Origin of the sequence: Kitasatospora sp. NBC_01266 (genome assembly GCF_036242395.1) — a bacterium.
GTDB lineage: Bacteria > Actinomycetota > Actinomycetes > Streptomycetales > Streptomycetaceae > Kitasatospora.
The window spans coordinates 7,482,466-7,502,648 of the sequence record NZ_CP108458.1; the positions used below are offsets into that span (position 1 = coordinate 7,482,466).

General features: G+C 67.8%; 26 protein-coding genes and 1 pseudogene. 15 read left to right on the forward strand and 12 right to left on the reverse strand.

The features are described 5' to 3' along the window. Positions 1–32: 32 nt before the first annotated feature. The 4 genes from OG403_RS32135 (at position 33) to OG403_RS32150 (ending at position 3,921) form a co-directional block, all read left to right on the forward strand. On the forward strand, positions 33–530 hold the full coding sequence (locus OG403_RS32135) for an SsgA family sporulation/cell division regulator (protein WP_329570623.1): 498 nt from the start codon (positions 33–35) through the stop codon (positions 528–530). A 349-nt stretch (positions 531–879) separates the two neighbouring features. Next, positions 880–1,923 carry an alpha/beta hydrolase gene (locus OG403_RS32140; RefSeq protein ID WP_329570625.1) on the forward strand — a complete coding sequence of 348 codons (1,044 nt, stop codon included), beginning with the start codon at positions 880–882 and terminating at the stop codon, positions 1,921–1,923. A gap of 378 nt (positions 1,924–2,301) precedes the next feature. Continuing rightward, on the forward strand, positions 2,302–3,051 hold the full coding sequence (locus OG403_RS32145) for a dienelactone hydrolase family protein (protein ID WP_329570627.1): 750 nt from the start codon (positions 2,302–2,304) through the stop codon (positions 3,049–3,051). Positions 3,052–3,246: 195 nt separating this feature from the next. Continuing rightward, entirely contained in the window at positions 3,247–3,921 is a 675-nt protein-coding gene (locus OG403_RS32150) for a hypothetical protein (RefSeq protein WP_329570629.1), read from the forward strand. A 36-nt stretch (positions 3,922–3,957) separates the two neighbouring features. Here the strand turns inward: OG403_RS32150 and OG403_RS32155 are convergent, their stop codons facing one another. The 5 genes from OG403_RS32155 to OG403_RS32175 form a co-directional block, all read right to left on the reverse strand. Then, on the reverse strand, positions 3,958–4,407 hold the full coding sequence (locus tag OG403_RS32155; RefSeq protein WP_329570631.1) for a hypothetical protein: 450 nt from the start codon (positions 4,405–4,407) through the stop codon (positions 3,958–3,960). After that, the gene (locus OG403_RS32160; RefSeq protein WP_329570633.1) at positions 4,355–4,762 is read right to left on the reverse strand and encodes a hypothetical protein; all 408 of its coding nucleotides are present in this window, start codon (positions 4,760–4,762) and stop codon (positions 4,355–4,357) included. The genes OG403_RS32155 and OG403_RS32160 overlap by 53 nt, the downstream gene beginning before the upstream one ends. Positions 4,763–5,536: 774 nt before the next feature. Continuing rightward, a complete protein-coding gene (locus OG403_RS32165; protein ID WP_329570635.1) occupies positions 5,537–5,935 on the reverse strand; it encodes a nuclear transport factor 2 family protein in 399 nt (132 codons plus the stop codon). 198 nt (positions 5,936–6,133) lie between these two features. Further along, positions 6,134–6,559, reverse strand: a complete 426-nt coding sequence (locus OG403_RS32170) for a DUF4231 domain-containing protein (RefSeq protein WP_329570637.1) — start codon at positions 6,557–6,559, stop codon at positions 6,134–6,136. Positions 6,560–6,893: 334 nt separating this feature from the next. Further along, positions 6,894–7,175, reverse strand: coding sequence for a hypothetical protein (locus OG403_RS32175; RefSeq protein WP_329570639.1), 282 nt, complete (start codon positions 7,173–7,175; stop codon positions 6,894–6,896). A gap of 138 nt (positions 7,176–7,313) precedes the next feature. On the opposite strand from OG403_RS32175, the gene OG403_RS32180 reads away from it, so the two are divergent. Beyond that, positions 7,314–8,021, forward strand: coding sequence for an RICIN domain-containing protein (locus OG403_RS32180; RefSeq protein ID WP_329570641.1), 708 nt, complete (start codon positions 7,314–7,316; stop codon positions 8,019–8,021). 107 nt (positions 8,022–8,128) lie between these two features. Here OG403_RS32180 and OG403_RS32185 read toward each other — a convergent pair whose 3' ends face one another. Beyond that, entirely contained in the window at positions 8,129–8,455 is a 327-nt protein-coding gene (locus OG403_RS32185) for a nuclear transport factor 2 family protein (protein WP_329570643.1), read from the reverse strand. A 105-nt stretch (positions 8,456–8,560) separates the two neighbouring features. Further along, a complete protein-coding gene (locus tag OG403_RS32190; RefSeq protein WP_329570645.1) occupies positions 8,561–10,144 on the reverse strand; it encodes an MFS transporter in 1,584 nt (527 codons plus the stop codon). Positions 10,145–10,260: 116 nt separating this feature from the next. On the opposite strand from OG403_RS32190, the gene OG403_RS32195 reads away from it, so the two are divergent. Further along, positions 10,261–11,265, forward strand: a complete 1,005-nt coding sequence (locus OG403_RS32195) for an Lrp/AsnC family transcriptional regulator (protein ID WP_329570647.1) — start codon at positions 10,261–10,263, stop codon at positions 11,263–11,265. 156 nt (positions 11,266–11,421) lie between these two features. Then, positions 11,422–11,799, forward strand: a complete 378-nt coding sequence (locus OG403_RS32200) for a glyoxalase (protein WP_329570649.1) — start codon at positions 11,422–11,424, stop codon at positions 11,797–11,799. 16 nt (positions 11,800–11,815) lie between these two features. Here the strand turns inward: OG403_RS32200 and OG403_RS32205 are convergent, their stop codons facing one another. From OG403_RS32205 to OG403_RS32220, 4 genes are all read right to left on the reverse strand, one after another. After that, the gene (locus tag OG403_RS32205; RefSeq protein ID WP_329570651.1) at positions 11,816–12,316 is read right to left on the reverse strand and encodes an ATP-binding protein; all 501 of its coding nucleotides are present in this window, start codon (positions 12,314–12,316) and stop codon (positions 11,816–11,818) included. A gap of 120 nt (positions 12,317–12,436) precedes the next feature. Next, positions 12,437–12,736, reverse strand: a complete 300-nt coding sequence (locus OG403_RS32210) for a hypothetical protein (RefSeq protein ID WP_329570653.1) — start codon at positions 12,734–12,736, stop codon at positions 12,437–12,439. Between the two features lie 13 nt (positions 12,737–12,749). Then, positions 12,750–12,989, reverse strand: coding sequence for a hypothetical protein (locus OG403_RS32215; protein ID WP_329570655.1), 240 nt, complete (start codon positions 12,987–12,989; stop codon positions 12,750–12,752). Continuing rightward, a complete protein-coding gene (locus OG403_RS32220) occupies positions 12,986–13,303 on the reverse strand; it encodes a hypothetical protein (RefSeq protein WP_329570657.1) in 318 nt (105 codons plus the stop codon). The genes OG403_RS32215 and OG403_RS32220 overlap by 4 nt, the downstream gene beginning before the upstream one ends. Positions 13,304–13,448: 145 nt before the next feature. Between OG403_RS32220 and OG403_RS32225 the strand changes: the two genes are divergently transcribed. The 8 genes and pseudogenes from OG403_RS32225 to OG403_RS32260 all read left to right on the forward strand — a co-directional run bounded on the left by OG403_RS32225 (position 13,449) and on the right by OG403_RS32260 (position 17,925). After that, complete coding sequence (locus OG403_RS32225) at positions 13,449–14,174, forward strand: helix-turn-helix domain-containing protein (RefSeq protein ID WP_329570659.1); 726 nt, start codon at positions 13,449–13,451, stop codon at positions 14,172–14,174. Then, on the forward strand, positions 14,122–14,280 hold the full coding sequence (locus tag OG403_RS32230; protein WP_329572672.1) for a hypothetical protein: 159 nt from the start codon (positions 14,122–14,124) through the stop codon (positions 14,278–14,280). Before OG403_RS32225 ends, OG403_RS32230 begins: the two co-directional genes overlap by 53 nt. After that, a complete protein-coding gene (locus OG403_RS32235; protein WP_329570661.1) occupies positions 14,277–14,486 on the forward strand; it encodes a DUF397 domain-containing protein in 210 nt (69 codons plus the stop codon). The genes OG403_RS32230 and OG403_RS32235 overlap by 4 nt, the downstream gene beginning before the upstream one ends. Before the next feature lie 441 nt (positions 14,487–14,927). After that, a complete protein-coding gene (locus tag OG403_RS32240) occupies positions 14,928–15,149 on the forward strand; it encodes a hypothetical protein (RefSeq protein WP_329570663.1) in 222 nt (73 codons plus the stop codon). Then, a complete protein-coding gene (locus OG403_RS32245) occupies positions 15,133–15,654 on the forward strand; it encodes a DUF6879 family protein (RefSeq protein WP_329570665.1) in 522 nt (173 codons plus the stop codon). The genes OG403_RS32240 and OG403_RS32245 overlap by 17 nt, the downstream gene beginning before the upstream one ends. Continuing rightward, complete coding sequence (locus tag OG403_RS32250; protein ID WP_329570666.1) at positions 15,644–16,492, forward strand: Scr1 family TA system antitoxin-like transcriptional regulator; 849 nt, start codon at positions 15,644–15,646, stop codon at positions 16,490–16,492. The genes OG403_RS32245 and OG403_RS32250 overlap by 11 nt, the downstream gene beginning before the upstream one ends. Positions 16,493–16,668: 176 nt before the next feature. Continuing rightward, complete coding sequence (locus OG403_RS32255) at positions 16,669–17,178, forward strand: hypothetical protein (protein ID WP_329570667.1); 510 nt, start codon at positions 16,669–16,671, stop codon at positions 17,176–17,178. A 77-nt stretch (positions 17,179–17,255) separates the two neighbouring features. After that, positions 17,256–17,925 (forward strand): annotated as a pseudogene (locus OG403_RS32260) (class I SAM-dependent DNA methyltransferase). A gap of 76 nt (positions 17,926–18,001) precedes the next feature. Here OG403_RS32260 and OG403_RS32265 read toward each other — a convergent pair. Beyond that, positions 18,002–20,065 (reverse strand): phosphocholine-specific phospholipase C, encoded by a 2,064-nt coding sequence (locus tag OG403_RS32265; protein ID WP_329570669.1) that lies wholly within the window; start codon positions 20,063–20,065, stop codon positions 18,002–18,004. Positions 20,066–20,183 lie beyond the last annotated feature (118 nt).

Sequence of the window (20,183 nt, forward strand, 5' to 3'; positions counted from 1 at the left end):
GCCAGGAGCCTCCCCGGCCTCCGGGAGCACGAGTGACACCCGAGGACCCGTCAGGTGTCCCACCACAGCGCTCCGGCGCCGCGACCTGCGCCCTGCGCCTCGAGCTGCGGGCGGTGATCCTCCCCGGCCTCAGCGTCCCCGTCGCCGCCCGCCTGCGCTACGTCCGGGCGGAGCCGTACGCGGTGTACCTGGACACCCACGTCGACATGCACGCCCCCATCACCTGGGTGTTCGCCCGCGAGCTGCTGGCGACGGGGCTGCACCAGTGGGCGGGCCTGGGTGACGTGTCGGTCCACCCGGGCACGGACGGCGAGGCCGATACCGTCTACATCTGCCTCGGCTACGAGGACGAGGGAGTCGTGCTGCGAGCGCCGGCCCACGAGGTGCGGGACTTCCTGCGGCAGACCGAGTGCCTGGTCCCGCTCGGCCTGGAGGGCGAGCACCTCGACCTGGACGCGCTGGCCCGGCGGCTGCTGGGACCCTCCTCGCCGGATCCCGGCACGCCCGATCCCGGTACGCCCGGACCGTGAACTGCGGGCGCGCCGGGTGATCGGGTCGGCCTTCGGGGCGGTGTGCCGGCACGCCGTCACGGTGGCGGACTCCTGCGACTCGGTCCGCGACTCGGTCCGCGACAGCCGGCGTCCAACGGTATGGCGAGGCCAGGCAACTGCCGAGGGCTCAAGCAGCGTCATGGATCATGGACAGCGCGCCACTCCACCCGGAGCAGGTGCGCCGTCCTGAGGTCGGGAGGAGTGCATCCCCGGCAGCCCGCCGCCGGTACGCCGGAACACTGCTCGCGACCTCCTCGGCGGCCTCACCCGGAGGCCGCCGCCCGGTTCCGTCGGGCCGGGTGTGATATCGATCGGAGACTCCTTCACCGTGCAGCAGCCGCAGTCGCAGTCCACCCGCACCCGTGCGGTCCTGGCCGGTATCACCGCGCTCGCACTGTCCGCCGCCCTGGCGGCCTGTGGCAGCGGCAGCAAGCCGGCCGCCGACGCCAAAGCGGGCGGCAACGCGGCGGCGGCCGCCCCGGGCCCCCCGTCCGCAGCGGCGAGCAGCGCGCCGCCGGCGGACGGCAAGGTCGTGATGCCGACCGGTCCGGCCACCAACCTGAAGAAGGACCGTGACACCAAGGCGGGTCCGATCATGGTGACCACCCTGGCGGGCAAGAAGTCCGGTGTCACCGGCCAGGTCTGGGTCTGGCTGCCGCCGCAGTACAACGACCCGAAGTACGCCAAGTTCGGCTTCCCCGTGCTCACCCTCTACGCGGGCGGTCAGAGCAACGGCTACAACACCTGGACGGACGAGAAGCAGCTGCCGATCCAGGAGATCGACGCCCAGCTCTCCCAGCAGCAGCAGGCGCACCCCTTCATCATGATCATGCCGGTGCAGAACCTGACGGGTGACGAGCACCGGTCCCTGGACTGCTCCGACATCCCCGGTCAGCCCAAGATGGGCACCTGGATGTCCCAGGACATACCGGACTTCGTGCGCGCCAACTTCCGTACCCTCAAGGGCCCCGACAGCTGGGGTCTGATGGGTGCCTCCAGCGGCGCTGACTGCAGCGCCAAGCTGGCCATGCAGCACCCCGACCTCTACAAGGCCGCCGTGCCGATCGACGGCGACTTCAAGTCGGACTCCACGCTCTGGAAGGGCCACGAGGCCCAGCAGGCCGCCAACAGCCCCGACAAGCTGATCTCCACCAGCAAGGCCGACGTCAAGATGCTCGCCACCGCCGGCGGCGGCAGTTCCTACGAGGTCAACCTGGTCAAGCACTGGGTCGCCGACGCCGTCCCCCCGACCACCGTCGAGTACTACGAACAGCCCGGCGGCAAGCACCTCACCTCGGACTTCGGGAAGATGATCCCGATGGCCCTGGAGTGGCTCACCAAGAACCTCACCGGTCCGCAGAGCGACAGCTGACGACCCGTCCGATGGCCACGAGCCCACCGGGGGCGAGTACGTCATCGTCGAGCCCGAGGAACTGGAGCGGATCTCGCCCGAGCGAGCCGAGGCCCGCCAGGGCGCCCTGACGGTGGACAACCTTCCGGGGACTCGCCGCAAACAGACAACTGTGAACTGGGCTCCTGGCGTTGGCTTTCGTCCGATGGGCTATGCTGTGCGGCCATGACGACCGGGACGGCATTGCGCCACACACGGATTGGTGACCCGGTGCTGCGCTGAGCACCGTGCGGGCCAGTGCGGGCCCGCTGTTCGATCGAGGATCCGGCGCTGCTGCGCGGGCTCCGCCTCCGTCGTGTTGATCACAGGCTCAACACATCAACCACGACAGGAGAGTTCATGCCCACCAAGCCCCTGCGGATTCCCACCGCGGACGGCCAGGCCGACGCTTTCGCCGCCTTCCCCGACCGTGGCGCGCGGTACCCGGGGGTGCTGCTGTACACGGACGCCTTCGGTGTGCGGCCCGAGTTGGAGGAGAGGGCCCGCGAACTGGCCGAGCACGGGTACTACGTGCTCGTCCCCAACCTCTACTACCGGCACGGCCCGGCACCGCTGGTCGACCTTCCCGAGCACATCGGAGAAGAGATCCGGCCGGCGGTCATCGCCCGGTTGATGCCCTTGATCGAGGCGCACACCACCGAACGTGTCCTGCGCGATGCCGACGCCTACCTCAGGTTCCTCACCGCCCAGCCCGAGGTGAGCGCCGGACCGGTCGCCGTGATCGGCTACTGCATGGGCGCCGCCTTGGCGCTGCGCACCGCAGCGGCTCACCCCGACCAGGTGGCCGCCGTCGCCGGATTCCACCCCGGCCCCTTGGTCACCGGCGCGCCCGAAAGCCCGCACCGCCTCATCCCCAAGCTCACCGCCCAGGTCCACCTCGGCCTCGCCGAAGGCGACATGTCGCCCAAGGCCATCAGCGAACTCAACCAGGCCCTGGATGCCGCCGGCGTCGGCAACCCCACCGAGATCTACCCCGGTACCATCCACGGCTTCACCATGTCCGATACCGACGCCTTCAACCCGTCCGCACTGCGGCGCCACTGGGATCGCCTGCTTCCGCTCCTCGACCGCACCCTGGCCGACAGCTGAGCTCGAATCCACCGGCTGACGTTTTCGAGGCCCAATCTCTCCCCGAGGGCGGTCGGCCGTTGGAGGCGCGGGCGTGAGGGCGTGCGGGGCCTGCCGCGCGCGGGTCGCGGCCTGTCCGAGGGGTCTCCGGGCGGGGGTGGTGGTGGCGGTGTCGCCAGTGCTTCAAGAGACCTTCGGGTTCTATCCGTTGGCGGCGTGGTGCGCCAACACGCAGGAGTCACTGGCGATTGGACGATCACCGCTGACGACGAGGTCGCGGTCGGGAAGTTGCCCGAGCGGGCCTGGGAGGCGGCGCTGAAGCAGGACATTGATGTCCAGGACGGCTACGGCGTCGCCGAGCTGACCGGCCGGAACACCCGTACCGGCTGGCAGCAGGGGATGCGGCTGCTCGTGCGCCGGGTCAAGCCGTCCGGGCGGCAGGTGAAGAAGCTGACCGCGTTCGAGGTCCGCGCCGGATGGAAGTACTCGGTCATTGCCACGAACATCCGGCACATGTGGGGTGTCACCGGCTCCCACCAGCCCCAGTTCCTGGACGTCCTGGCCCGTTCGCACGCCACGGTGGAGGACCGTGTGCGGACGGACAAGGCCATGGGCCTTCGGAACCTGCCCAGCAAGTCCTGGCAGGTCAACGCCGGTTGGATGCTCGCCGCGAACATCGGGCACGACATGGACTGCTGGGTCCGCCTGCTGGCCCTGGGCCGACGCCCTCGTGACCGCGTGGCGACGTCTGACCGTGCTTCCGGCCCCGACCTGACGGCCGGTCACTACCCGACGCATCCGAGAGGAGAGGACCGCAGACCCGAGCCCGTGGAACCCGGCGGACCCGCACAGGTCCATCGGTGGATTCGGACTGAACAACTACCTGCGTAACTACCTACGCGGGTGATATCGGGTATTTCAGGAAGTTTAAGAAGTTCCCGCATTTTCGGTGCAGCTTGGTGAAGCTGCTACCCAGTCGGCTGCGGAGTCGAGCCGCAGCCACTGCAACTGCTGACTTTTGGTGGGGTTTGGCAGGAAGCTCAGGCAACGGGTGGTGTAGCCGCCACCGGGGAGCTTCCACAAGTTCCCCGCGGCCAGGAAATCGCCATCGACGTTCCCGATCACCGTGCTGTTGCTGTTGAGGTTGGCATTGGGCATCCCGAGGCTCAGCGGGTGGCCATCCACACTATCACCGAGCCAGTAGTACCAGCCCGTGTAGTTGTTGCCAAAATTACTCCCGTACCCCGGTGGGAGCGGGCCGTTGCCCACCATGATGTCACCAACGCTGGTGTGGATCACGGCCGGTGTGGCGCTAAACCCGCCATTACCGGTCAGCCTTACTGGGGTCGTGTCGCCGTTCCCGGTGAAGAGGTACATGCCGAGCGGGTAGGAGCCGGTCACGACCGGCGGTGCTGCGGACGAGGATGCCCCGGACGAGGACGGTGCTGCGGACGACGATGCTCCGGAAGAGGACGGTGCCGTGGAAGGGGACGAACCGGACGACGATGATGCCGCGGAAGAGGGCGGTGTCGCGGACGAGGACGAACCGGACGACGATGATGCCGCGGAAGAGGACGGTGCCGCGGACGAGGACGCCCCGGACGACGGCAGTGCCGCAGATGATGATGCCCCGGATGACGACGGTGCCGCGGACGATGATGCCCCGGACGACGACAGTGCCCCGGAGGTGATGCCGCTCGCTCCGCTGCTGGTCGGCGGCGAGTTGCCGCACGCCGCGAGGCCGACTCCGATGGCCAGTACAAGTGCCGCGTTGATGACTGCGATGCGCTTGGTCATACGAACGCCTCCTCGGACAGTGCGACCTGGAAGGGCAGCAGCCCACGGATGATGCGCGGTACGCCGCACCGGAAGTCATTCATGACGACTTTCCAGTACCGCCCGGCGCATCTGCGGCGATTTAGTCGGCGCCGAAATCGCAGGTCTTGTTTAGTCCGCGTGCTTCTCTTTCCTGGCGACCCGCCGCCCCGATCCCCTCAATAAGGATCACTCAGCCATATCGGTCGGGCAACTCGGTCAGCCCGGCAGGTGCCGCCTGCGTTGTACTTGCGAGATGCATTCTCGAAGCGGCCGGACACGGTCCTAGACAAGCCTCATTCTCCCAGGTCAGGAGGCATCTCGCGTTACCGGGGTACCCTGCGCGGCCCAGGGCATGCTGCGGCGCGTTCGCGGACCACTGGCCGATGCCGTATACGAGCGTGCGCCGGCGACAACCGCCGAGGCGGCACCAGCAGCACCGCCACGAACGGGTGACGCACCCCTCGACGCCGACGCGGATCCGGCAACAGCCGCAACCGCTCCACCAGCGACAATCCCGCGGTGTCCTCCAGAGCGGGCGAGTTGATCAGACAGGCGGTGGCAGACTGGCGGCACATCGAAGCTCCGGTGGTGTGAGGCGACTTGGGAAGGTCACCTCGTTCAACCGGAGCTTCGCTGCGTGCGTGACGGCCCAGCCCGCGTTCCTTGGACCGCCGCGACCTGCGGACCCTCAGGCCTGGTCGTACCAGGAGAACGCCGCGATCCGCCAGCCCTCCGGGGTGCGGACGAACTGGATGGTCTTGGTCCCGCCGCCCTCGAACGGCTCGCCGTCCAGGACGCCGGCCTTCCGGTACTCGCCGAAGCGCGACGCGATGTCGCCCACGATCTCGGTTCGCTCGGAGGTCTCCCACTCCGAGAACTCGACCAACCGGCCGTCGGCGAGCAGGCGTTCGCGCGGCTCGATGAACTCGTCCACGGCGTAGACCGTGTACTTCGGCCCGGTCAGCACGATCACGCCACCCGGAATGACCAGCCGACGGATCCGGGCCACGTCCGCGGCCTTGCCGCCGCGGTTGTCGAAGGCTCCGAAGAACTCGGCGGTTATCGCGTCAATCTCGATCTTGGACATGGCGCGACAGTAACACCGTTGGGGGGCAACGGACATGGCGTCGAGGCAACTTCGACCCAGGGCACCCACGAGATCACGCGACTTTGCAACAGCCGTGGCAAAGCATCATCGTGACTGGTGCAGCAGAACTCCAGGAGTGACCCGTCGTCGCGGGTGGCCATCGCCCCCTGCATCAGGTGGTACCAGGGAGCCGATGGCTCATTGGCTCTCAGAGGAAGAGGTCAGCGTGCGGCGCTCCTGCAGCCAACGCTCACTCAGGTGCGCCCATACACTCTGGTATTCATCGAAGATCGGCTGGAGCCGGTCGTAGGTGAGAGTGGCAGCGGGCGTTGACGCGATGAGGTACTCGAGGTCATCAGCGAGACGCTGGAACCGGTGCTGTGCCTCCTCCATCAACACCCAGCGCGATCTCCAGTTGAAGAACGACTCGACGGCCCCCAGCAGGGTGACCAGTGCCACGAGGGCGAAGGCCAAGCCGGCCCAGAAGTTCAGGTTCTGCAAGCCGAGGATGATTGTTGAGGCGGCGGACAGCGAGAGCGTCAGCACCTTCAACGCCGAAGAGGCCAGCCGGAAACGCTTCTTCCTGCTTCGGGCGTATACGTTGCCCTGCCGAATCTTCTCCAAGAGGTGACCAGCGGTCTCCAACGGAGCCAGCCCCGCTCCCACCTGCCCACTCGATCCCACTTCGCCCCCCACCGCTCCCAGCGTGCGACACCCCTGCGACTCCCGACCGTAGGCTCTCACACCGCAGGGCTGTGCAGGTCAACGGCAAACCCTGCCTGCCGAAGCCGGGATCCACGCCTCCCGTTCTCCACAGCCCACTCGGGAGGAACACCGCCCAGGACGTACGCACAGGCACGTCGCGCGGCTTCTTCGACACGGTCCGGTCCGCGTAGCCGCAAAGGGGCACGGCCGGTCCGGCGCTGTCGGCCAACAGCGGCCGGGCCTTCGGGCTGCACTACTGGCCGACCCGCACGTCGTGCAGCAGCAGCGGGAGCCCGGCACCGGCCACGGCGGCAGCCACGGCCGCCCGGATTCGGCGTTCCTGGTACGGCTCGGCGAACCGCGTGAGGGCGTCCAGCAGCCACCACTTGAGTTCGGACAGCTCGCCGGCGGTGCCGTCCGGTGTCGGCCCGGCGGCCTTCGACCATGGTCGGGAGTGGGTGGGGGCACCAGGATCACGCGGGAGCAGCGGCCGCCCGACGGTGCGTCGCTCCGCGGCCGGCCACCACTTGGGCATGTGCTGAGATGAATCTGCAAAAGAAAGAACTTCATATCAGTTGACTGATGATCAGTTGGTCGGCCAGGCTGGGCGACGCCAACCGCGCGATCCGCGAAGTCCGTTGGCCCACCCCCGCCGATCCGAAGGGACCGCCTCATGCGACGATCCGTCGCCGCCCTGCTCACCGCACTGCTCGCCCTGTTAGGCGTCGCCGTGCTGCCCTCGGCCGCGCAGGCCGACAGCCCGGGCCAGTGCGCCACCGGTTACGGCGGCCCGTCCGCCTCCGCGACCTGTGGCAGCGTCTCGCCCGGCACCATCTGGCAGGTCCAGGCGGTCTGCTTCTACGTGGTCGACAACGAGCCGATCACCTACTGGGTGGCCGGCAACAACGTGACCGGCAACGGCACTTCCACCGCGTTCTGCAACGGCGGCGACCGCGCCACCAGCACCATCCGGGAGGTCACCGTCGGCGAGGCCGGTTCGCAGGGCCGCCTGGTGGGCTACGCCGGCAAGTGCGTCGACATCGACCACGGCAGCACCAACCGCGGTACCCCGGTGCAGATCTTCACCTGCAACGGCACCAGCTCCCAGTGGTGGACCCTGGGCGTCGACTACACCGTGCGCGCCCTCGGCATGTGCCTCAACGTGGTCAACGGCGGTACCGCCGACGGCAACAACGTCGAGATCTACACCTGTATCGGCAGCCCGTCCGAGCAGTGGGTGCCGCAACCGGACGGCTCACTGAAGAACACGGGCAGCGGCAAGTGCCTGGACGACCTCGGCTTCAGCACCACCGACCGTACCCAGCTCGGCATCTGGGACTGCAACGGCGCGGCCAACCAGAAGTGGGTCCTGACCCCCTGAGGCCGCACACCAGGTGCGCCGGCCCCACCCATGCTGCTCGGGCGAACAGCATGGGTGGGGCCGGCGCGGCGCTGGGGCAGCCGCCGCCGCGTACGGGGGCGGGCTGCTCAGCCGAGGAAGTCGACGCGGTCGATCAGGCCTTCGCGTACCCGGTAGGCCACCAGGACGCGGATCGGCTCGTCGTACACGCCGTGGGCGAGTTCGTGGTCGACCACCCAGTCGCCCTCGATGAGCCGCCCCAGGATCTCCGCCCGGCAGCGGCCCTTGGCAAACAGTCCGGCGTAGCTGTCATGCAGAGCTTGACGGCCCTGCAGCGTACTGCCGTTGGGCCGGGTGACCACGACGTCCTCGGCGTAGGTGGCGGCGAAGGCGTCGATGTCGTGGCTGTTGTAGGCGGTGAGCTGCTGCTCGACCACCTCGCGGGGATCGGTCATGTGCGTGATCGTTCCTTTCGTGTCTGGATCTTCTGGAGCTGATGGAGGTTCAGGGCGCGAGGCAGCGGGCGGGTGGCGGGTGGCGGGTGGCGGCATCGGTCTCGGTCACCGGGTACCCGGGACGGAACTCGACCGCCGCGGCGTGACCGACGGGCAGGCCTCCTGGGGTCCACTCGTCCCCGCGCCGCCGCCCTGCCCCGCCGGGGCTGGGGCCGGGGGCCGACGGACCAGCAGCAGCACGATCGCGCCGCCCACCAGACCCATCGCCCCGGCCACCAGGAAGATCTGGCGCAGTCCGGCGGCGAACACCTCGTGCACCAGCTGCGACACCGCCGCCCGGTGCTCGGGAGCCGTGCGGGCGATCACGGCGGCCGCCCGGCCGCCGGTGAGTGCGTCCGCGGTGGCCTTGGGGTCGCGCACCGCGCCGGCCGAGGCCCGCAGCGCAGCCAGCACCTTGTCCTGGAAGACGGCGCCCAGTACCGCGATCCCCAGCGCGTTGCCCAACTGGCGCGAGGTGCTGACGGCGCCGGCCGCCATCCCGCCGCGCTCCGTCGGCACCGAGGCCATCGCGGTGGCCGCCAGCGACGGCCCCGCCAGGCCCATCCCGACGCCGGCCAGCGCCAGGCCGGGCAGCAGGGCCGTCCAGGTCGAGCCCGCGTCGACCATGGCCTGCAGCAGGGCGCCCGTGCCGATCAGCAGCATGCCGACCCCGATGGTCAGCTGGGGCGAAGCGCCGTGCAGCAGTCGGCCGGCCGCGGCGGAGGCCAGCAGCGACCCGACGCTCATCGGCAGGAAGACCAGGCCCGCCGTCACCGGGCCCATGCCGCGCACTGACTGCAGCCAGAGCGAGGCGTAGACCACGTAGCAGGAGGCCGCCCCGGAGAGCAGCAGGCCGCCGAGCATGATCCCGACGAAGGACGCGCGCCGGAACAGCGCCAGGTCCAGCATCGGACGGCTGCTGCGCCGCTCCACCAGGACGAACGCCGGCAGGGCGAGCGCCCCGAGGGCGAACAGGCCCAGCGTGGTGGTGGAGGTCCAGCCGTTGTCGCCGCCCCGGATCAGTGCGTAGGTGACGGCGCCGGCGGCCAGCGTGAAGGTGGCCAGGCCCGGCAGGTCGACGCCCTTGGCGTGCGGGTTGCGCGACTCGCCGACGTACCGCACGGTCACGAACACGGCCAGCGCGCTGACCGGCAGGTTGACGTAGAAGATCCAGCGCCAGTCCAGGTGCTGGGTGAGCAGGCCGCCCAGCACCGGGCCGGCCGCCGCCGCGGCGCCGCTCACCGCACCCCAGACGCCGAACGCGATCCCACGGTCCCTGCCCTGGTAAGAACTGTTCAGCAGCGCCATCGTGGTGGCGTACATCGCCGCGCCGCCGATGCCCTGCAGACCGCGGAAGGCGATCAGCACGGCCGGGCCGGTCGCCAGGCCGCAGGCCAGCGAGGCCACGGAGAAGAGCACCAGGCCCGCCAAGTAGACCTTGCGCCGCCCGGCCAGGTCGGCCAGCGACCCGGCGCCCAGCAGCAGCGCCGCCAGGGCCAGGGCGTAGATGTCCATCACCCACTGCAGGTCGGCGAAGGAGGTGTGCAGGCTCCTGGCCATGTCCGGCAGGGCGAGGGTCACGATGGTGACGTCCACCAGCAGCATGAACGCGCCCAGGCACACCGCGGTCAGCGGCAGCCATTTACGCATCGGAGTTCTCCGTTCGGTCTCGTATCCGTGTCACGCCTGACGGTCGCACCGGCGGTGGGTGATACTTCCAACCGCGCCTACCTCCGTGCCGGATTCCAACATAGACTGGCGAGGTGATGATGGAAACCACTCAGAGCCAGCTGCTCGACGACCTGGACCACCAGATGGTCCAGGCCCTGCTGATCGACGGGCGGGCCGCCTTCAGCAAGATCGCCGCCGTCCTGGGCGTCTCGGACCAGACGTTGATCCGCCGCTACCGCAGGCTGCGCACCGCCGGACTGCTGCGGGTGGTCGGCCTGCCGGTCGGCCACCGGGTCGGGCTGCTGGAGTCCTGGCTGCGGGTGCAGTGCACCCCGGACGCGGCCGTGGCCGTCGCGGACGCGCTGGCGCGGCGCCCGGACATCTCCTGGGTCACCCTCAACTCCGGTGGCACCGAGGTCAACTGCGTGACCCGAGCGCGCACCCGGGAGGACCGCGACGCGCTGCTGCTGCACAAGCTCCCGCGCACCCAGCGGGTCACCGCGGTGACCGCGCACACCGTGCTGAAGGTCTTCATCGGCGGCCCCTCGCGCTGGCTGGGCCTGGACCGGCTGACCGAGCAGCAGGTGGCCGCGCTGGAACGCCCCGGTCAGCCCGGTCGCGGCCAGGTCCAGCTGGACGAGACGGACCTCGTGCTCCTCGCCGAGCTGGCCCGCGACGGCCGAACGGCCTGCGCCGAACTGGCCCGCGCCACCGGGCTCTCCGAGTCCACCGCCCGGCGCCGCATGGAGCACCTGCAGGACGTCGGCGCGCTCTTCTTCGACGTCGAGATCGACCCGGCGCTGCTCGGCTACCCCACCCAGGCCACCCTGTGGGCCACCGTGGCCCCCGCCGACCTGGCCGCCGCGGGTGCCGCCCTCGCCGCCCACCCGGGGGTCCCGTTCGCCGCCGCGGTGACCGGTTCGGCCAACCTGGTGGCCGTGGTGCTCTGCCGCGACACCGAGGAGCTCTACGAGTTCCTCACCGGCCGGCTCGGCTCGATGCCCGCCATCCAGCACGTCGAGCTCACCCCGGTCATCCGCACCGTCAAGCGGGCCGGCCTGCTGACGGACGGTCACCGACTGGTGGATCCGGCGGACTGATCCGGCGGACTGACCCTGCGGACTGATCGCGCGGACTGATCGCGCGGGCCAGGGCTGGAGGTTCCGCGGCGAACAGAGTATGCGCCCGACGGCGCACAATGTATCTTGATGTCAAGATAATCGCCGTGAGGCCTGAGCCCGCTGGAGGCCCGTGCTATGACTGCTGCCCTCTCCTTCGCTGCCATCAACCATGTCCAACTCGCCATCCCAGCCGGTGGCGAGCCGGAGTGCCGGGCCTTCTGGGGCGAACTGCTCGGACTGCCCGAGGTCCCCAAGCCGGCACCGCTCGCCGCCCGTGGCGGCTGCTGGTTCCAGGGGTCCGGCTTTCAAGTCCACCTCGGCGTGGAGCAGGACTTCCGGCCCGCGCTCCGGGCCCATCCCGGCTTCGAGGTCCGCGGGTTGCGCGCGCTCGCGGACCGGCTGGCCGACCACGGATATCTCGTCACCTTCAGCAACGAGGTGCCCGGACAGGACCGCTTCCACACCGTCGACCCGTTCGGCAACCGGCTCGAATTCCTCGAGCTGCACTCCTGAGTTGGCGGGATGATCCTCACGCGGCATCGGTCTTCGGGACGGCCCAGACGACCTTGCCGCCCGGCGCCGGATGCCAGCCCCACGCTGTACTGAGCTGCTCGATCAGCAGGAGGCCGCGCCCGTCCTCGGCGAAGTCGTCGGCCAGGCGAGGACGGGGCATGCCGGGCGACTCGTCGAAGACCTCGATCAGCAGCTCGCCGGCCACCAGTTGGGCGACCAGTCTGATGGCTCCGGCTCCGGCTCCGGCTCCGGCTCCGGTGTCGGCGTCGGCGTCGGCGCCGACGGATGCCGTGACGGCGTTGGCGACGAGTTCGGTGAGGATCAGCTCGGCGTTGTCCTGGCCAGTTGTGGTCGGCTGGGTGGCGAGGTACTGCCTCAGCTTGGTACGCGCGGTCCGGGCGGCCTTGGCTGTGACGGGCAACTCGCAGTGAAGGACGTCGGCGGCGTAGCCCGGAAGGTCGATCGGGACGAGGTCGGAGACGAATCCCAGACCCCGGGTTGTTCGGGACGGTGACATGGCTACCCCTCATCTACGGCAAGGGAGTTGTTCGGTGTCCGGTTGACGGCAGGGGCGAGACCTGGCGAAGCGGACGGGGGAGACCCTCGACCGAAGAGCGGCACGGGGGTCTGTGGGCCCTCATGCCGTGCGGAGCTTCTGTCGGTTGGTGATCTGACGGGACCGGACGTTGAGGCTCTTGCCCAACTCGGCCACAATCCGGTCGTGCACGGCCCGCATCGTGGTGAGCGTGGTGTCCAGCTCGGTCGGCGTGGCGCCGCCCTCCTGGCGGGTCACCTGATGGTCGAGCTGCCGACCGAGCGAGGCGAGGTCGGCGAGCGCTTCGAGCCGGTTGAACGGGCGGTCGAGGCTGCCGCCGGGAGCCGCTGGCGCGGGGCTGGGCGGCGTGACCATGGCGGTCAGGGGCGGACTGACGGACATTGGGCAACTCCCGCTATCGATTTGGTCCGGGTGGCACATACGTCATGCCACGACCTTCCGGGGCCGGATCACTCAACGAGCGGACACAGCGCGGGCATTGGCACACCGGCCAGGTGTCGACGAGGAGGCTGCGGCTGCTCGGCAGCTCGGGGCCGTACTCGGCGCTGCCCAGGTCGATCCGCTCGCCGGTTCTGGTGATCCGGTAGATCTGGATGGTCAGGCCCGGGTGGGGTGGCGGTTCGGCGAGGCTCATTCGTCAGTCAACTCATCGCACAGAGCGGGCAGTAGGGCCAGCCCAACGGGCACGATCTCGCCGAGCCGGACCCTGCCCAGGCAGCGAGCGTGGGCCAGCACGAACGCAGCGAGCGCGTGAACCGTTTCAACCCGGCAGCCGCCCAGTTCGACGTGGATGCCTTCGGGCGTGAGAGTGATCCGCCCGAGGCCGGGCAGCTTCGGCAGCTGAGCCAGGTCGATCGCGTCTTCGAGTACTTGTACGGCTTGTTCGGCCCATGCTCGAAGCTCTCGCGCCATGCGTTGCTCTTCCGACTCAATGGTGCCTTCTGTCATGGGAGTACGCCCCCTTCACAGTTGCCAGGACTTGGCTACGATTGACCTCTCCGTAGTCGAGCGACTACCGAGAGGGGTCTACCATCTCGACAGTGGGAAAGCTGTGCAACTTGCGGTCCTTCAAATACAAGTTGATGGGGAGTCGATGAACCTCAAGCCTTTGGACCCCAGTGCATCCCCCGGGGCGGCCTTTGGTGACCAACTCCGCAGGTCACGCAACGAGAAGGGGTGGACGCAGGCTCAGGCGGGTGAACGCCTGGGGTGCACTGGCTCGCATCTCTCCGGCGTGGAAAACGCCCGCAAGTTGCCCGGGCGCAAGTTGGCGATCCGGGCTGACGAGGTGTTCGGCACCGGACTGACGTTTCAGATCCTGTGGCAAGCGATCCGCAACCACGCGTTCCTTGAGGGTTTTCCCGAGTACCTACAGGAGGAGTTGAAGGCGGCGGAGGTGCGTATGTTCGAGCTGGACGTGATTCCCGGGCCGTTTCAGACCCCCGAGTACGCGACGGCCCTTGCTCTTGCAGACGCGCAGCGCGGCACCATCACGGATGAACAGGCCCAAGAGCGCGTCACGCTCCTCAGGACCCGCAAGCGGCGTCTGCTGGGTAGCTCGGACAGCCCAGTTGTCTATGCGGTCTTGAACGAGGGGTGCCTACGGCGCGTCGTGGGTGGCCGCGAGGTGATGGCTGGGCAGCTCGACTACCTGTCACAGATGGCCTTGAGGCCGAAGGTGACGGTTCAAGTCGCCCCCTTCACCATGGGCGAACGGCGACCGTTTGCTTTTGCCGGTCGTCCTGTTGAGCATGCCCGACCGAACGATGATCGGTTATGCGGAGTCTGCTGTTCAGGGGTACTTGGAGCGCGACTCTGAGAGCGTAAGGATCTTGGAGAGGAAGTACCATCAGCTCCAAGTGGGGGCACTTTCCGAGGCCGACTCACTCGACATGATCCGCGCTGCCTGGGAGGCACTTGTATGACTGAGATCAACGAGACCGGCGCACAGTGGGTGAAGTCGACGTTCAGTGAGAATGGCGGCAACTGCCTTGAGGTAGCAACAAACTTCACCGGCGTGGTCCCAGTTCGTGACAGTAAGGACCCCAGTGGCCCCGCTCTGGCGGTCACCGTGGCCGCCTGGGCGTCGTTCGTCGCGGAGGTCAAGGCAGGCGAGTTCGGCACCGTCTGACTGGTGCTGCGCGCGGCTGGACCCCGCTACACCTTCCGTGGAGTAGCGGGGTCTCGCCATCTGCGGGCCGCGAGGGCAGCCAGCTCGGCGACCAGAGTCCGGCCGTGCCCGCGGATGTCGGCGAGCATCCCGGCTGGGCTGTCACACCGGGTCTGTCAGGTGTTCGCCATGTCCCAATCCAACGCTGCACTCGAGTCGTTCGACCGGGACCCCCGCTCGGACTCCCAGCCGGCCCGAGCCGAGAGTTTGGGGAGCTCACCGATCGGCGCGTGCAGGCCGAGTCCACGCGCAAGGCACCGCTGCATTGGGTCGGCGTGGCGCCTCCATCATGATCCTTAGTCCAACACGGGAATAGTGCCGTCCTGTCATAGACAGGCGCTGATGGGCTCTCTAGCGTCGTGGTCAGGTGATCTGACGGGGCCGATCTTCGAGGGAGTTGAGATGGACGACAGCGCGGGTCTCACACGGCTTACCAACACAGGTGACGGCAGTCGCTCGGGGGAGTGCAATCAGAACGACTGTCCCAATGTCTACCGCACCGAGCGAGGAACGTTCGTGGTCCAGGGGGACATGTCCGACGCCTTCACGCCGCCCAGCGGCGAAGGGCTCGTAGAGATTCCCGAGAGTGTGCTTCGGGAGGCAGTTCGTGTCCTTGGATGGTGAGGCTTGGCAGGCCAAGTTCCGCGAGTTCAAGATGGAAGCGTGGCGGCTTGAGACTCTTCCGGCCTACCGCGTTTCGCAGGAAGTCGATGAGCTGCGAGCCTTCCGGGCGGGAGAACGGATCGACCCGCACACGCATTCCAATGAATACACGGATGACCTCAAGCGGGTGCGGCGCGAAGGGAAGGTCAAGGGGCGAGTGCACATCGTCATGCGACCGCTCTCCGAGTATCTTCGCTACGAGTTCATGTACTATCTGCCGCACGTGTGGGCCGGTGAAGATGTACGCATCATGGACGTGACGGACCGGCCCAATCCGCTGGCCGGCGTCACTGACTATTGGATGTTCGACCAGAGGGAGGTGGTGCTCATGAACTACCTCCCCGACGGAACGCAGATCGACCGTACGGTGTTCGAGGGTGATGTCAGCCCGTTCATCGAATATCAGCGGATTGCAATAGCTGAATCGGTGCCTTTCGAGGAGTACGTGACGGGCATTGGCATTTGATCCGCAAGGGCTGGGTCAATCGAATTCAGACCTGGCGGCAATACTTCAAGAGCTTCGCAGGCGAGCTGGACTCTCCGGGGTTCAGCTCGCCAGGCGTGTCAACATGTCGCAGTCCAAGATTTCCAAGATTGAAACCGGCAGGGTTACGCCGGCGCTCATCGATGTCGAACTGATCCTGCGGGCACTCGAGGCGCCATCGGAGCTCATCGCGCACGTGACGGCGCTTGCTCGCATCGCCAACACGGAGTGGCAGGACGCCCGGGCCCTCCGCCGAAAGGGCTTGGACAAGAAGCAGGTTGAGCTGGCGACCCTTGAACGAAACTCAAAGGAGTTTCGATACTTACTGCCAACCACGATTACTGGGTTGCTCGCGACGCCGGAGTACATCAGAGCCAGTCTGGATCCGTTCCCCGGGGACCACTCAAAAGCTATCGCCAAGAAGCTGGAGCGGCAGGCCATCCTTTACGATCCGGCTAAGTGCTTCAATTTCATTCTCACCGAGCAGGCTTGCCTGTGGCCGCTCGTACCGGCGCAGGCCATGGCTATGCAGATCGACCGACTGGCTTCTGTCTCTCGCCTGCCTAATGTTCGGTCGGGGATCATCCCGATGGCAGGCCACATGCCGTGGGCGCCGTTGAATGTCTTCACGGTGTACGACACATCTCTGGCTACCGTGGAAGTATCCACGGGTGCGCTCGTATTTCGTGATCCCAGGGATGTTCAGGAGTACCTGGATGAGTTTCGAACCTTCGAAGGTTATTCGCTGTGGGGTGAGGATGCTCGGGTCAAGCTGCGGGAGTGGGCTGACCACTATCGCGGGATATCGCAAGATCTTTAGTCGATAGCAGGAATATCGTTGAGTGGTTGTCTGGGATTCCCCTAATCTGGCTTCTCGCCCATGAAGCCGAGTGGACGGGGCCAGCTGTGTCTGTAGCAGTGGGAAATCAACCCGCCCGATCCTTGGCTCGGCACGGGCCCACAGCCCCGCCGCCACCGAAGAGAGAGGGACGAACCATGACCGTTGCGCTTGAAGCGTCTGCGGTGACCGAGTTCCGTGACCCCCGCGCGCTCCTCAACGCGGTCCAGCCGTACGTCAAGGAGCTGACGTACAACGTGTTCGAGGGCCCCGGTAGCACCGGGGACCTGTATGAGCGGGAGATCGCGCTCTTGCTCCGCGACAACACCATGGTCCGCAACATGGCAGAGCGGATCTTGGACAACGCCATCGCGTACACGATCACCGCCATGGAGCACCCGGAGGTGCACTTGGGTGTCGGTAAGGTCGTGGACATGGGGGTGCATCAGCTGCTGCTGGACACGCCCGTGTACTTCGCCATCTGCGAGACGTACAACGCCGGTCGGTACAAGCACCACGCCCCGCTGATCCAGCGTCGTAGCGACGGCATCGTGATCCGCACCGCCGAGTTCCTGCGTGGTAACGGTTTCGACGCCGACGAGGAGCTGTGGGCGATCGACGGGGCGGAATGCTCCCCCTGTGACTCGAAGGTCCCAGACAGCCACTGAGTGTGCACCAGGGTTCCGCTGCCTCGTACCTCGGTGCAGGGGCACCCGCCTGCCAACTCTTCTTCAAGGGAAGTCCATTGCCCGCACAGCACAACATCGAATCTGAGCGCGAGCTCTGGGACACCTACGCGGCCGGCATCAAGGGCGACGTATTCGACGGCGGGCCAGTTTTTCGCTGGACTCAGTACGCCGATCACGGGCCCGGCCCGGAGCTGCTCGGGACACCGACCAGTGCACTGGAGGTCGGGTGCGGCACCGGCCGCGCGATGGCCACGCTGGCGGCGCAGGGCGTGAAAGTCACAGGCGTAGACCTCTCGCCTGTCATGGTCGAAAAGGCCTCTGAGCGTTGGGGGCCGTCCGGTGTGCAGATCCACTGCGCCGAGGTGCTGGACTACTTGAGCGGCACTGACGAGACATGGGACGCGGTGTACTCGGTGTTCGGAGCGGTCTGGTTCACGGACCCGCTGAAGTTGTTCCCCCTGATCGCTGCCCGGCTGAACCCCGGCGGTCTCCTGGCCTTTTTCGCAACCCCCAGCCATCCCCGGTGCCTACGGCCCGCAGGGCATGTACAAGGGTGGCTTCGCGGGGCGAGCGCTCTATACGTACCGCTACTCCTACACGCCCCGCACGTGGGTCGGTCTGCTTCTGCGAAACGGATTCGAGTCGGCGGAAGCGGATGTTCTCGACGCCCCGAGCGAGGGGCACATCGGGACTCTGATCGTTACGGCCAGGACTCCGGGGGCCTGACACGTTCCCACGAACTGGAACCCGGTCGGCCCGGACCAAGGGGTTCGGGCCGACCGGGTTCGGTGGTCGAGCCGGGTCAGCCGCTGATGCTCACCGCGCCGGTCTCCAGGTGGCCCACGGCCCGCCGGGACCAGCTGGCGTCGGTGCTGACGGTGACCGTGAAGTCGTACCAGCCCTGGGCGACGGTGACCGCGTTGAAGTAGTCCGAGACGGTGGCGCCGGCGGCGACCTGGTAGGTCCACACGCCGCCACGGTAGTTGTTCGAGGTGATGGTGAAGGTGGCCGCGCTGGTGCCGGTGTTGGTCATCTTGAACCAGACCGCCTGCTGGCCGGTGTCCGGCGCCGGCGAGTAGGACGTGGTGGCCTCGGCGTACTGGCTGGCGGTGGTGGCGTTGCCGGTGAAGTGCCGCAGGAAGCGGTTGGGGCCGACCACGGTGAGGTCGTACTGGCCGTTGCCGTTGTTCGCGCCGATGCTGAAGTTGTCGCTGGTGCTCCCGTCGGCGCCGGTGGCGGCGTTGTAGGGGGCGACGGTGTACTGCCAGGGGCCGCCGGTGCGGTAGTTGTTGGCGTAGATCGAGTAGTGCGCGTAGGCGGTGGCCTGCGGGCCCTGGTTGGCCATGTCTATCCAGAGCAGGATCTGGTTGTTCGCGTCGTACTCGATCCGGTCGACCCAGGCGTTGGGCTGGTAGGGCAGCGCGCGGGCGGGCCTGGTGCCGACCTCCTGGGACGGCATGGCGTTGTTGCCGGGGCTCGGGTTGATCTGCACGTTCGCCGTGGCCTGGCTGATCGTGGCGCTGGTGTCGGGCAGCGAGGGCAGGCCGTAGACCGGGTTGGTGAAGTCGAAGGCGCCGGTGAGGTCGCCGCAGACCTGGCGGCGCCAGGTGCTGATGTTCGGGCAGACGGCCGGGGTGCCGAGCGCGGCGGTCCAGGTCTCCAGGAAGCGGATCACGCTGGTGTGGTCGTAGACCTGCGAGTCCACGAAGCCGCCACGGGTCCACGGCGAGGCGATGACCATGGGCACCCGGAAACCGAGGCCGATGTTGGTGCCGGAGTAGAACTCACCGGCGGTGCCGGCCGGCGCGACGGGCGGCGGCACGTGGTCGAAGAAGCCGTCGTTCTCGTCGTAGTTGAGGAACAGGACGGTGGAGTTGAAGGTGTCGGCGTCCGCCGCCAGCGCCTGCAGCACCAGGTTGACGAAGTGCGCACCGTTCTCCGGCGGGCCGTCGGGGTGCTCGGAGAAGAGCTGGTTGGCGACCACCCAGGAGACCTGCGGCAGCGTGCCCGCGAGCGAGTCGGCCTTGATCGCGGCGGCGATGTCGTCCGGCGTCGAACCGGTGCTGGGCACCGAGCCCATGCCGCGCTGGCTCAGCGGGCTCGAACTCGCGGCGCCGGTGAACTGGTTGAAGTAGGCCAGCGCGTTGTCGCCGAAGTTGTCACTCGCGTTCTGGTAGACCTTCCAGCTCACGCCGGCGTTCTGCAGCGCCTCGGCGTAGGTCTGCCACTTCAGGCCGCTCTCGCTGCCGCCGTCGTAGGCCGGGCCGCCCGCGCTGGCGTTCGGGTCGATCGTGCCGGACCACAGGTAGGTGCGGTTGGGGCCGGTCGCCGAGAGGATCGAGCAGTGGTACGCGTCGCAGATGGTGTAGGAGTCGGCCAGCGCGTAGTGGAACGGGATGTCCGAGCGGGTCATGTACCCCATCGTGCGGTTCGAGCCCTTGGCCGCGATCCAGGAGTCCATCTTGCCGTTGTTCCAGGCCTGGTGCTGGGTGGACCAGGAGTGGTCGAGCGAGCCGTCGCACTGCGCCAGCGTCTCGCCGGAGCTGCCCCACCACCAGGTGCTGGTGGCGCTGAGCTGCCACGGGTACTGGGTGCCGCTGCCGTTGGGCTGGTTGAAGACGCTGTTGCCGCCCGCGAGCTGGATGGTCGACTTGTCGCCGAAGCCGCGCACACCCTTCAGCGAGCCGAAGTAGTGGTCGAAGCTGCGGTTCTCCTGCATCAGCACGACGACGTGCTTGACGTCGGTGATCGTCCCGGTGGTCGCGGCGGAGGCGCGGGTCGCGAGGCCGGGGAGGGCGTCCAGTCCCACGGCCGCGCCGAGCGCGGCGGCGGAACCGAGGAAGGTGCGGCGGGTCACGGGGGACACGTGGGGCCTCCAAAAGCGGTACAGACAACTTCCGACGGGGGGACTGTGGGGCAGCCAGATGTCTACCGGCCGGTAGCAAGGTAGCGGCTAGATGCACCGAAGTGAACGGTTGGCGCTG